5 protein-coding genes are annotated in these 14,622 nt (G+C 45.0%); all 5 read left to right on the forward strand.

Translation table 11 applies throughout. From position 1 onward, the window contains the following. Window positions 1-29 precede the first annotated feature (29 nt). On the forward strand, window positions 30-3,698 hold the full coding sequence (locus ACSNJE_RS06120; RefSeq protein WP_495252211.1) for a FlgD immunoglobulin-like domain containing protein: 3,669 nt from the start codon (window positions 30-32) through the stop codon (window positions 3,696-3,698). A 101-nt stretch (window positions 3,699-3,799) separates the two neighbouring features. Continuing rightward, entirely contained in the window at window positions 3,800-6,802 is a 3,003-nt protein-coding gene (locus ACSNJE_RS06125; RefSeq protein ID WP_495252212.1) for a FlgD immunoglobulin-like domain containing protein, read from the forward strand. Next, entirely contained in the window at window positions 6,799-9,387 is a 2,589-nt protein-coding gene (locus tag ACSNJE_RS06130) for an S-layer homology domain-containing protein (protein ID WP_495252213.1), read from the forward strand. The genes ACSNJE_RS06125 and ACSNJE_RS06130 overlap by 4 nt, the downstream gene beginning before the upstream one ends. A 488-nt stretch (window positions 9,388-9,875) precedes the next feature. Then, a complete protein-coding gene (locus ACSNJE_RS06135; protein ID WP_495252214.1) occupies window positions 9,876-13,685 on the forward strand; it encodes a PAS domain S-box protein in 3,810 nt (1,269 codons plus the stop codon). Window positions 13,686-13,928: 243 nt separating this feature from the next. Further along, window positions 13,929-14,396 (forward strand): ribonuclease H-like YkuK family protein, encoded by a 468-nt coding sequence (locus ACSNJE_RS06140; RefSeq protein WP_474660777.1) that lies wholly within the window; start codon window positions 13,929-13,931, stop codon window positions 14,394-14,396. Window positions 14,397-14,622: the final 226 nt, after the last annotated feature.

Raw genomic sequence — 14,622 nt, forward strand, 5'->3', positions numbered from 1 at the left:
TTTGAGGAAAGGGGGAGGAGGTTAAAGTTATGATTCAATTAATTGGCAAAGTAGGAAACAATGGTTCAAAAAAAGTAGTAATATTGGTTCTTGCTGTACTTGTGGCCATAGCCGGCATTTCCATTGCTACGGCTGTGGGGGAGATTTCGCTGTCTGTCAGTCCTGACCCGATTAAACTAGGGTCTAATGCCAATATCGTATATACCTTGGGTGAAAATTCTTATGTGACTATCGACGTGTTTAAAGAATCGGGGGAGAAGGTACGGACGGTTTTAAACAATGTGTATAAGTATGCCGGAACCAACTACCAGACCTGGGATGGAAAGGATGCCAACAATGTCCTGGTTCCCGACGGTAATTATAAAATCGTGGTTACAGCAAAGGACGCCGGCGGCGCGACCATTGGCTCGGCAGAAAAGACTGTACTGGCTGCCCGTAGCCCTGGTATTACCGGGGTAACTGACGACCCGGATCCTTTTAATCCAAGCGCTGGTCAACAGTGGGCCCTTAATTATACGTTAACCAGTAATGCCAAAGTTACTATATCTATTCTCAAGAATTATGTGCCGGTCAGGACTATCGCCAGTAACGTGACGCAAGACGCCGGGACTTACAGCGTAACCTGGGACGGTAAACTGGGCGATGGCAGTTTCGCTGCCGATGGGACTTATATGTACCAGATTTATGCTGAAAGTCCTTTGGTCAGCAGTTTCAACAGCGCCTATAGGGCTTATGTGACTGTAGAGAAAGATCCGCCCAAGGTGACTGATTTTTCTCTTAGTTCTGACCTGTTTAAAATTGCGGGTTCCACCATGAGCATAAGGTATACGTTGAGCGAAGATGCTGCCGTTACCATGAAGGTTTACGATAGCGGCGGAAATGTTGTTAAGACTATTTTGGAAAATGCCCCCAAAAAGGCCGGCTACAACAGCAGTTCCTGGGATGGTAAATTTGATAATACTAATTATATACCTGAAGGCTCTTACTCGGTTGTTATTAATGCAGTAGATAATTCCGGCAAATCTTCCGGGGACCGGACAGTAAACTTTAAGGCAGGTTTTCAACCGACTATCAGCAACCTTTCTGTTGCCCCGGTTGTTTTTGACCCCACTGGCCCGACAAATAATCAGGCTACTGTTTCCTATACTTTGTCTAACGATGCATTGGTAACTGCGCAAATACTGAACGGCAGTGTGCCGGTGAGGACAATCGTTGATAAGCAGCAAAAGGGCTCCGGTGTCAATTCCGTTATATGGGATGGTAAAGACGATAACGGAAACGTTGTGGCTGACGGTTCTTACATTTACCAGATAAAGGCGCAGAGCGCAGTGGTGGATACCTTCTGCAGCACGGCCAAAGGAACGGTTACAGTGGAGAAAGGCGCACCCAAAATAACTGACCTTACATTAAGTCCCGAGCCATACAAATTGGGCGCTGCCGGTGTTCTTTCCATAAGGTACAACTTAAGTGAAAATGCTATGGTATCCGTAAATGTCTATCAAGGAGACTTACTGGTCAGGAAAATTATCACCGCTAAATCCCAGAATGCCGGTAGTAACGGAGTTTCCTGGGACGGTAAAAATGAGGCCAATAACTTTGTTGACGAAGGAATTTATACCGTAACTGTCAGCGCTGTTGACAGTACCGGTCTTACCGGTCAAGTCAGTGGTACTGTAACGGCCGGATATTTGCCGGTTATCAGCAATGTAACCCATACGCCGGAGCCATATGACCCGGCGCAGGGCAGTGCCACTTTTAAGTTTGATTTGTCCAGTGACGCTAACATAACTGTTACTATTATGAATGGTTCCCTTCCGGTAAGGACTATTTCCGAAAAAAATGTACCATTTGGCTCCCGGGCTATTACCTGGGACGGAAAAGACAATAACGGTCAACCTGTTAAGGATGGGTTCTATACATACCAGATAGAAGCAGTAAGCCCTATGGTTGAGACATTCAGGAGCATTTATAAGGGAACTGTCACGGTAGAATCCGGGGCGCCGGCCATCAATGACATAATAGTAGCCCCCACTGTGGCCAAGGTAGGTTATCAGGCTACTTTCAGGTATACCCTGAGTGAACCGGCCACCGTTAGTGCCCAAATATTAAAATCGGAAACCCTGCAAGTAGTCCGTGACTTCCCGTCAGAGACAAAAACTGCAGGAGGCTACTACTCCTTAACCTGGGATACCAGGGACAATGGGGGTAATTTAGTTTTAACCGGGGACTATATCATTAAAATAAGCGCTACTGACAGTTTTGGCAAAGCAGGCTCCTCGGAACTGGCTTTCCAGGCAGCAGTGCCACCCCAAATCACCAATGTTAAGGCAACCCCACAAACAATTGATTTGTCTACAGGCCAAACCACGACAACCATTTCTTATAATGTATCTGAGGATTCCTATGTGACATTAAAGGTTTTCGATGCCAATAACCAGGTTTGGAAGACCCTGCGTTCTTATGAAAAGATATCGGCAGGTGCAGATTCCGTTGTTCTGAATGTCTACGAAAACGGTCGGCTGGTAACAGGTACTCTTAAATATACAATAGATGCATCTTCTGTCATAGGGTATTATAAGGCTGCTCAGGCCTCCGGCGCTGTTGAGGTGACCGGAGAACTTATCGGGCCTCCATTGCCGCCGTCTGAGCCTAACAATTGTAAGCAATGCCATGCGGGGTATCCGGTTGTTCATCCCATGAACAACTGCTTTGGCTGCCACGGTGACAATGAACCCCTTCAGGATTGCGCTTTCTGCCACCCGACATGGCAGACTCATAGTGACGGTTCTGTTCTGGAAAAATATGAGTGTGAATTCTGCCACAATCCTACCTACAGTTATAAGATTCCTGCACACGGGGATATTAATGTGATTCATACGGCCGATGTGAGCGCCGATTGTGAAAAATGCCATGACCGGAATTTGACTGTTGAACACCCCAAATATGCGGACCCCGTGACGCTGGTACCCTATGATTGTAACACCTGTCACCAGAGTACCAAGGAGACTGTACAACAAGCCATTTACAATCAGCAAACCAATTGTTCCGCCTGCCATGGCCCGACATCAGGCCATGAAGAAATGCACGTTACGACAGCGCTAGATGCCAATTGTACCACCTGCCATATTAACAGCCTGACCCAAGAACACTTAAATAACCCGAAAACACAAACAGATCCTGTAACAGGGCAGGCAAAATCCTGGACCTGTGATACCTGCCACGCCAGTACTCAGCCTGCTGTAGTAGGAGCTCTCAGTACCGGTAATAGACAGTGCGCAGCCTGTCACCGTGAGGGTCATAACATAATGTTTGCAGAGACGGTTCCGGCAGACATCCCCCTTTACCGCAAAACCGTTGGCGACGTTGTCTATACCCAGTGGACCCAACCGCAGGATGCTTCGCTGTGGGCGGGAGAGTCCTGGATGCCCGATGAATTCCTGGTTGGTGGCAAAGTGGTTATTTCCAACCGTCGTCCAGACCATATAGGGGATACCGTTTGGAACTTCTATAAAACTGAACTGGCGGCCCAAGGTTGGACCCTGGTCTCCGAAGCGCCGGTGCCGGGAGCAAACTTCTTTAATGTAACCTTTACAAAGGATAAACATAAGGTAATGATCTGGTTCTACGGCGGAGCCACTCATAATGCTTCTGATCAGGCGCTGCCTGCCGGCTACAGGATAGAGGTAATCTATAAATAGTGGCGGAAAAGGGGAGCGGCTTTGTTGCTGCTCCCCTTTTTACACTATAATCCTTGTCAGGTTTTTATATTGTCATGAGTTTAAGGAAGGGGTAAGAAGATATGTTACAACAACTGCGTTCATATTGGTTTTGCATCTGTTTAGCCATTATTTTCTTGTCCGTATTTTCGGTATGCAATCTCCGGTTGGCAGAAGCAGGTACAGGCAAAATTATTGCAAGGATTGTAGATAACTCTTCTTCCCAAATTAGTGGACATACTGTTAACTTAGTGAAAATTGACGAAAAAAATTTGCTGGACCGGCTAAACCAGGACCAAGTTGCTTCCAATGTGCTCATTCCCATAAATAATACTTCTTCTACAATTACGGTACAGTTGGCAAGTGAGACTTTAAGGGCTTTAGCCGGTAGAAATATCAATATAGAAGTGGCGGCATTACACAGCACCTATGTACTTCCAGCTTCGGAAATTCCGGTTGCTGCCCTTGCCAAAGAGTTGGCTGTACCTGAAAATCTGTTTTGTATAAACATCATTATTGGTAAAGTCGATGCCGAGCAGGAAGGTTATATCAGAACATTTGCCGAGGAAAACATGCTGCGCCAAGTGGTTAAACCTGTTGAGTTTAAGGTCGAAGCGGTTGCTGGCGAAAGGTCTGTTGAAATTAAAAAGTTCAAGAGTTTTATTACCCGTACCATGACTGTTGAAACGCCAATAGATATTAACAGGACAACAGGCGCAGCGTTAACCGGTCAGGGCAGGCTCATACCGGTCCCGACCCAATTTACAGAAGATTCCAATGGCCGGGTAACAGCAATTATCAAACACCAGGCGAACGGGGTTTACACAGTTATTGACAATGAAAAGAATTTCGAGGATACACTGCTTCATTGGGGGCAGGATGAAATTAGCCTACTGGCGTCAAAAATGGTTATCGCAGGTGTTAATAACAGCAGCTTTGCCCCTGACAGCAAAATTACACGGGCCCAATTTACGGCCATGTTAACCAGGGCCTTGGGTTTAGAACCTAAGCTGGCGGCAAAAACATTTCGCGATATCAGGGCGAGCGACTGGTATGCCGGTACAGTTGGAGCTGCGGCAGAAGCAGGCATAATCAAAGGTTATAAAGACGGAACCTTTAAACCGAACGCCTTTGTAACAAGGGAACAGGCAGTTATAATGCTGTCCTCAACCCTGGATATGCTGAATAAAAAAAATACTGTCACTCTGACAGAGACGGCTGAGCTGCTGGCCCCGTTTAAAGACAGAAGTACCGTCAGACCGTGGGTTAAGCAGTTGACAGCCATAGCAATAAAAAGCCACATCATTACCGGTAACAGTGAGGGACTGCTAAGCCTAGAAAAACCCTGTACGAGGGCAGAAGCCGTTGTTATGATCACCAGAATGTTGAGAAAAGCAGAGTTGATCACCTCTGCTTTTCAGGTTGATTCCCCTATTGATAATTTTAAAACGAACAAAAATTATGTCTTTGTTTTCGGAAAGGCCCAGGCCGGAAGTTTTGTCACTGTCAATAATAAACCGGTGTACCTCAAGCCTACAGGCAGTTTCGTCTCTGATGCTGTTTATTTGTCCCCCGGTAACAATACGATTACGGTCACAGCTACTGATCAAAAGGGCAACAGAGCCACTTTGCAACGTACTGTCATTTATGACAAGTATGCACCTGATTTTGATGTAATAGCGCCCGTTGACAATTTACTCACAAACAAAAGTCCCCTGGCTGTAGCCGGTTATGCTGAACCAGGCTGTATAGTGAAGGTTAATGGAAGAGTTGCCAAAACGGACAACCAGGGCAATTTTAGAAGTCTCATTAACCTGAACCCCGGTAAGAATTTACTGGCGGTTTCAGTTATTGATAATGCCGGCAACGCCCAGACCTGTTCCCGGACCGTAGTTTATGATCATACACCTCCCGAACTGTTTGTAACCAGTCCAACAGAAGAAACGGAGACAGGTAATGATATGGTGATAGTTACCGGGTACGCTGAGCCGGAAAGTACCGTAAATGTTAACTGGTCTGAGGTTCCGCTTGACAGTGAGGGGAACTTTAGTAAAGTTGTGGATCTTGCTGTGTACAGTAATAGGTTGTTTATTACTGCCCGGGACAAGGCGGGAAATATGGCGACGATAATCCGCCGGGTAATTTATAACGACAACCGGGTCACCGGGTTAACACTGCCTGATCGGATTAGAATCGGAGCGGGAATTAGTATATCTTATAAACTGACTGTGGATGGTTGCGTGACCGTGAAGATATATAACGCTAACGGTTACTGTGTACGCACCCTTGCCAGGGATGTTTTTAAAACAGCCGGTCTCCAGTTCCTGGTATGGGATGGCAAGGATGAAGACGGCAATCTGGTTGCCGACGGTAAGTATAAGCTTGTGGTGGAAGCCAGAGACAAAGAGGGAAAGCTTATCGGGAAGGCAGAAAAGGTGCAGGTTGCTGCCCGAGTGCCTATCATCACCGAGGTAAGTGACGGGCAGGAATTGTTTAACCCCCTGAACGGGGGTAGGACTAGCCAATTTGAGCTGTCCTGTGATGCCCTTATTACGGTGACCATCCTAAAAAATTATGCTCCGGTGGTCAGCCTGATCGCTGATTCCCTTAAGTCTGCCGGTAAAAATACTGTTTACTGGGACGGAAAAGACAGCAGCGGCAATTTGGTGGAAGATGGTACATACGTTTATCAGATTGAGGCCGTCAACCCCATTGAACCTTCTTTTAAAACAACGGTCAGGAGAAACATTGTTGTTGAAAAAGGTCCCCCCGTTATAAAAGACTTTACTGTTGGGCCTGATCCACTGCCTGTCGGTGTATGGTTAAACATAATCTATACCCTCAGTGAAGATGGTGATGTAACCTTAAAAATACTTGACAATAAGAACAATGTGATAAAAGTTCTTGACAATAATGCTGCCAGAAGGGCGGGTCCGAACAGCGCCGGGTGGGACGGAAAAGGAAGTAACGGCAAGTATGTCGGCGCAGGAAATTATACTCTTGAAATTACCGCAGTGGATAAATACGGAAAAGTATCGGAAAGTAAAAAGACATTTTCCGTACAAAACGGGGGTGTTAAGAGATGAAGTCGGGCAGGCTGCTTTCCGGATTAGCCACCTTCCTAGTTGCTGTGGCTCTTACGGCAGCATTGGTTAGTATGCTTTATGCCAAAGCGGCTGAGGCCGAGGGTTCAATGGTAATTGGCCCTTTAGACATAGGGCCTGACCCTATAAGACTTGGTTCCGGCGCGTATCTTCAGTATACTTTGTCGCAAGGAGCCTATATCACTATTGATGTCTACGAATCCAGCAACCTGGGTGAAACAGGGCATAAGGTGCAAACTATTCTGGACAATGTCTATCGTTATGCCGGAGCCAACTTCCAGGCCTGGAACGGGAAAAATGTCAATAACGAGTTAGTTGGTGACGGCTATTATAAATTTGTTATTACAGCGAAAGGTAAAGACGGTATAACTCTGGGGTCGCGGGAAAAAATTGTGTTAGCTGCCCGACCTCCCAAAATCGCTGAGGTAACCGGCGTGACGGGCCCCTTCAACCCCCTGGACGGAGAGAGAATGATGATTAATTATACGCTGACAGACAAAGCCAAAATTACAATAAGTATCCTCAAAAACTACCTTCCGGTCAAGACATTAATTTCTGAAGAGGAGAAAGATGCAGGCACATACAGTACCACATGGGATGGTAGGCTGGATGACGGTACTGTTGCCGCCGACGGTACTTATACTTGCCGGATTTATGCTGAGAACCCGACAGTACCGGCCTTTAACACCACATTTAAAATAAATGTCAATGTGGAAAAAGAAATTCCTTTTATAAAGGATTTGACTATCTATCCCAATCCCTTTCACTTAAATAAAAGTAGGCAGTTAACTGCAAGATATATATTAAGTGAAGATGCGCAGGTTTCAGTTGCGGTATATCAAGGAGGTACCCTTGTCCGGAGAATAATTAATAAACAACAAAAGAGGGCAGGGTATAATTCGGTGTCGTGGGATGGAAAAGATACTGCCGGAAATTACGTAGCCGAAGGTACTTACATTATGGTGATTAAGGCCACCGACAGTTACGGAAAGACCCGTGAAGGAAGAGGGATATTTGATTTTTACCCGTGCCTAGCGGTGTCTGCGAGCATTCCGGAGCCGGAGGCCGAACAGGTACCCGTGGATACAAAGATTTCTGTTGTTTTTAATGATTTGGTACATAAAGGCAGTTCTTTTGATAATATTATTTTCACGGTGGAGGATAGAAAGCTGCAGTTTACAACTCAATTGACAGGTGATACTCTGACCATTATTCCTTCGGTGAAATTGGCTTACGGTACCAAATATACTGTTACCGTTCCTGAGGGTGCGGTAGTTGATACGGCGGGGAAACCATTGTTGCAGTCATATTCGTTGAGCTTTTTTACTGAAGGGGTTCCCCGGGAGGGGGCTCTCACAGAGAAAGTAGATTTATCCGACGCGGTAACCAGCAGTTTCTCCATAATTAATGACCGGTTCACCGTCAATGCGCAGGTTGATGAAAAGGTTGCCCTGAAAATAATTGAAGGTTATTCCAATGTGCGGGTTGCATTGATTCCGGTAGTAGTGGAAGCGGACTCCGTAAATGTGTATTTTAAAGGTGGGTTGTTAAATAAACTCTCCGGAAAAGGCGCGCTGGTCGAAGTACGTACGACTAGAGGGGCCATTGTATTGTCTGCCCCAGATATCGAACAAAGTATAGGTAGATATCTTGACGGCCAAAACGGTGAGCTAGAGGTAAAAATTACCGTCGAAAATGCCGAGGCGGGAGATGTCAACTTAATAGGCAGATTAACCAATAAAGATAAGCTGAAAATGTTATCATATCCGATTGAATTTAAGATAGAGGCATCGGCCGGTGATAAGCGAATTACAGTAGGGAATTTAAACAGGTATGCCAGTCTTATCATCTATTTATCTCAAACCGTCAATAACAGATACGTTGGTGGAGTATCGATTTACAACAATGCTTTATTGCCCGTACCTTCCCGGTTCAGGGTAGACGGAGGCCGTTCCGCCGCTGTAATCAAAAGCAGGTACACAGGCATTTACACCGCTGTAGAAAACATTCCCAGGTTTAAGGATTTGCAAAACCACTGGGCCGAAAATGATATCAATGATTTAGCGGCCAAATTGATCGTCAAGGGAATAAAACCAAATACATATGCTCCGAATAATAAAGTTACTAGGGCCCAATTTACAACGATGCTGGTAAAGGCATTGGGATTAAAACCAGAAGATACCTGGAGTTATTTTAAGGATATTAAGGGCGCTGCGTGGTACTCCGGGCCAGTTAACGCTGCTGTTAATGCCGGTTTGATTAACGGGTATGCGGACGGAACTTTCCGGCCTGACAGATATATCAGAAGAGAGGAAGCAGCGGCTATCATGGTGAGGGCCTTGAAATTCGCCGGTGTTTCCACTGCCGATATAGACAGCGAAAAAATTTTGGCCCGATTTAAAGATAAGTCGGAGATTAGCCCATGGGCTAAGGTTTTTGTGGCGCTGGCCGCCCGAAACGGGATAATAGCCGGTTATATAAACGGTTACTTTGCTCCCGGTAATTATATCACCAGAGCAGAGTCGGCCATAATGATAAACAAATTGTTGGGCACAGGTTTCATATAAGGGCAAAACCTCAGGTGGGAAAATGGGACGTGATTAAATCATTGAAAGTAACATGGTTAGATCAACAAGAACGGCCGCACTTGTATTATTTCGTTCCACAGTAAAGAAGACCATACTGATAATAATCCGTTAACCGGTTCGTGACTAGAAATTATTTACAACTAAAGTTAGCTTTAAACATGTACAGGTAAGACCTCTGGGAGTTCCTTAACTGGGAAGTATTCCTATACCGTGTTTCATTTTGGGACACGGTTTTCTATTATACTAATTTTGCCCTGGATTTCGATGCAGGTGTCGAAAAACAAAGGAATTTGGTGAACGATTTATTGTTAAATATAAAGGAAGATAATTGAGAAAGAAAGAATTAATACCATAATTATTACTGATTCTGGCTGAAAAGGAGGGGTCTGATACAAAAAAGATTGGTCGAGAGTAACGGGTTATTTCGGTTTTAATGAGGTTGGCTTTGTAGAGTGGGAGGGGAAATTATGACTGATAAGTTAACCAGTACCACAAACCTTACAAGGGAACAAAAAAGGCTGCATCTTACCCATGATATCGCAACTTGGAAGAGGCTTAACAAATTATTCGCCAGGTTTTTTGAAAACATACCGCAGGCCTTTTTATCATTGGATAATGACTGGAAATTTGTAAGTGTTAACAAGGCGGCCGAGCAAATTTTGCAGCAACCGAGGTCAGCGATAATTGGTAAAAATTTATGGGAAATCTTTTCGGAAACGGCTGATTCCAATTTTTACAAGGAACTTTATGCAGCCAAGAATAAACAGATTTCAGTTCAATTTGAAATATATCATAAACCTTGCAATCTTTGGTTTTCTGTACGGGCTGTTCCTTCCGGGGCAGGACTGCTGATTTATTTTCAAGATGTAACCTGGCAAAAATGGGCCGAAGAAGCGCTGCAGGCCAGTGAAGAAAAATTTAAATGTGCCTTTGAATATGCCCCTATAGGTATGGCGCTGGTGTCCCTTGAAGGATATTTTCTCAAAGTCAACAATTCCCTTTGCGAGATGCTGGGGTTTCCAAAAGTTGAATTGTTAAGTTTGGCCTTAAAAGACATAACCCATGCCAATGATATGCCGGTAGAAGAAAACTTTATGCAGCAGCTAATTGCCGGAGAAAGAAGCACTTATCAAATAGAAAAACGGTGCATCCATAAATTGGGGCAGGTTGTTATGGCCCTGACCAATGCCACTCTCGTACGAAACAACCAGGGACAGCCGTTGTATTTTGTCATGCAACTTCAGGATATAACGGAGCGGAAAAAAGCTGAAGAAGCTTTGCGCAAAAGCGAAGCCAAGTTTAAATCATACATTAACCAGTCTATAGATGGTATACACATTGTTGATAATGAGGGAAGGTACCTGGAAGTAAACCCGGCAGGTTGTGCCATGCTGGGTTATACTGAGGATGAAATGCTCCATATGACTATAGCGGACATAATAGCTTCCGGTCAGACTGACGGCTTTGAACACTTTAAAAAGTTGATGGAAACAGGTGAGAGTAAAGGCGAGATTACCGCCCGCAGAAAAGATGGCACGGAAATTACTGTCGAAATCCATGCCGTATCTCTGGGGGGCGGTCGCAATATGGGTGTTGTCCGCGATATTACTGACCGCAAACGGGCCGAGGCATTACTGCAGGCCAGCGAGGAAAGGTTCAGGCAGGCATTCAACTATGCCCCGATTGGCATGGCCCTGGTTTCTTTGGACGGAGGTTTTTTAAAAGTCAATAAATCCATGTGTGAAATACTTGGTTATACGGAACAGGAAATGTTGTCCATGAGATTTCAGGACATCACTCACCCCGAAGACCTGGATGTAGCCGTCAGTAAGCGGTTTCAGATGGAAAAGGGCGAACTTGCCAACTACTGGACAGAAAAAAAGTATATACATAAGTCCGGCCGAGTGGTCCATTGTCTGCTCAGCGCTACCCTGGTCAGGGATAACGAGGGAAATCCTTCTTACTTTGTTTCTCAAATTCAGGATATAACCGAACGGAACCTGGCGGTGCAAGCTCTTGAAGAACGAGAAGCCATGTATCGGACCTTATTTGAAAAGTCCCAGAACCCCATTATCGTCATTGACAAAAAAGGAAATTACATAGACTGCAATGAAGAAGCATTAAAATTTTTGGAATGCGACAGAAAAAAATTTTTGACCATGAATGTCAAAAATACTGTACCCCCGGGCCGGGAGGGCATGCTAAAACAGCAAAGACCTTATTGGGTTAATGGTGGTACCGTTGAAACGGAATACTGGGTGAATGGAAAAGTAAAGGTCATGGATCTGACTCTTACCAAGGTATACTGGCAGGGGCAGCCCGCCATGATCGGCATAGGCCGGGACATAACGAAGCAAAAAGAAGATGAGAAGGCTTTAAGGGAAAGTGAAGAGCGCTACCGCCGTCTGGTGGAATTTTTCCCGAATACTATTTCCGTAATTATGGACGGCAACATCGTATTTATTAACCGGGCAGGTGCAACGCTGTTTGGTGTCTCCGACCCTGAAGAATTAATCGGCAGACCTATACTTGATTTGGTCCACCCCGATCATAGGGAGGCTGTTCAGGAAAAGATTCAAACCGGTGAAAAGGGTTCGGTCAAACCTGTAACGGAAGAAAAATTTCTGCGGGTTGACGGGGCCGTCATAGATGTGGAACTTTCATTGATACCTTATACTTATAAAGGAAAACCGGCTATCCAGATGATTATTAGGGACATTACCCAGCGTAAAGAGACGGAGGGCGCTCTGGCTACAGAAAGGGAGCGGCTGGCGGTAACCCTGCGCAGTATCGATGAGGGAGTAATTACGGCTGACAGTAAAGGGAAAATCGTACTCATGAACCTGGTGGCTGAAAACCTGACAGGATGGAGTCAGGAAGAGGCCATCGGGAAATTATTGACGGAAGTAGTTAACGTTAGAAACGAGAAAACAGGAGAAAGGTGCGCCGATGCCGGAACTAAGGTATTAGACAGCGGACAGGGTATTACTTTTACAGAACAAAAGATACTTGTGAACAGGAACGGAACAGAGAGAATTATTGTGGACAGCGCAAGGCCTATTTGTACCGACAGCGGTCAAATTGTCGGGGTCGTGCTGGTTATCAGAGATGTTACCGACCAGAGAAAAATTGAAGAGGAATTCCTTAAGGTAGAGAAGCTCGAATCCCTGGGTATTCTTGCCGGAGGTATCGCCCACGATTTTAATAACATCCTGACGGTGATTCTTGGTAACATTTCCCTGGTTCAGATGCTCACGCCGCCTGATTCAGAAGCATATGCTCAACTGGAAGAAATGGAAAAGGTGACCATGCAGGCTAAAGATTTGACGAAACAGTTGCTCACCTTTGCCAAGGGTGGCGCTCCCATATTGACAACGGCTTCGATAAAACAGCTCATAAGAGATACGGTAAGTTTTGTTTTGCGGGGTTCCAACGTGAAGTGCGAATTTTCCATGCCGCCGGATTTGTGGGCGGTAAAAGTCGATGAAGGGCAAATCAGTCAGGTTATCAACAACCTGGTGATTAACTCCAAACAGGCTATGCCGGAGGGCGGGGTACTTAAGGTAAAGGCGGAAAATGTTTATATAGGTACCGGTGAGTTTATTTCCCTTGCCGAAGGAAGATATGTTAAAGTAACTGTAGATGACCAGGGGATAGGTATACCTGAAGAAAATCTGCCCCGGATTTTTGACCCCTATTTTACTACCAAACCTAAAGGGAGTGGACTGGGCCTGGCAACGGCCTATTCCATTATCAAAAAACATAACGGGCATATTGAGGTTGAATCGGAACCAGGACAAGGAACAAGGTTTTACATTTACTTGCCGGCTTCCCCAAAACAGGTTTGTTCCAAGAAGAACACACATAGTTATCCGCTACAAGGAAAAGGGCGGGTACTTATCATGGATGATGAAGAAACCATTCGCTATGTAGTCCGCAGCATGTTGAACCATTTTGGCTATCATGTGGAAGAAGCAAGAGACGGAGCAGAGGCTATAAAATTATACAGGCTGGCCAAAGAGGCAGGCCGCCCTTTCGATGTAGTAATCATGGATTTGACTATACCCGGTGGTATGGGCGGTAAAGAGGCCATTGCGAAGCTGCTGGATTATGATCCCAATATAAAGGCTATTGTTTCCAGCGGTTACTCCAATGACCCGATTATGGCAAATTACCAGCAGTATGGATTTATAGACGTTGTCGCCAAACCTTATAAAATGGTGGAATTAAGTAAAGTTGTCCACCGGGTGATTTACGGCAAGAGAATGATTAGCTAAAGCATTCGTAACCATGGCAAAAACAAAAGTTTCTATCGAGATTTCCTGGAAACTTTTATTGATGTCCGAAATTATGCTTTGAGGTTATCCACAATTTTGCCTTAAAGCATCATTTCCAAATATTAAAAAAGTGCGCGTCCGGTAGGAAACTAAAATTTGTACTTTTGGTAACAATTAATTGCCCAAATTATGATATACTATATAGTATATACAAACAATTCAATTTAGAACGGAGGTAACCGGATGCGTTTCATTAGTCCGTCCAAGGGTTCCATCAGCCTCGAGGAAATGGTTACCGATTTGATTAATTTCACTATTCAGTCCCCGAAAGACAGCTACCGGATAATTATTGGGACTGATTCACAACAGGGCGAAAAAACCTGTTTTGTTACTGCGGTCATTATTCACCGCGCAGGTAAAGGTGCCAAATTCTATTACCGGCGAACTTATCACAAGCCATATCATTCTTTGCAGCAGCGAATTTTTGCCGAAGCCAATGAAAGTCTGGATATAGCCGCGCGGTTGATGGAAAAGTTATCTGCTATTAACCCTGAACTTACCATTGAGATTCACCTGGATGTGGGAACAAAGGGTAAAACCAAGGAACTGATTCAGCAGGTTGTTGGTATGGTGAATATGAGCGGGTTTCTGGCCAGGGTAAAACCCTATTCTTACGGCGCCAGTAAAGTGGCGGACCGGTATACCAAATAGTGATGAAATGTATACAATATATCTGGGTGAAAGTCTTTGACTGATTTACCAGATATGGTATAATTTAAACAAGATAGCTTTTAGCTATATGAACGGGCGGGGGAAGGGATGAACCCCCCAAAGAGGCGCACAGGGCGCCTCTTTTTTTGTTGTTAAGGAAATTACCGTTTAGCAGGGTTGTGGATAACTTATGTCAAAAAAGGTAGATATGATGGTGAGTAAGAAG

The organism is Thermincola sp. GK-1, from assembly GCF_059412445.1.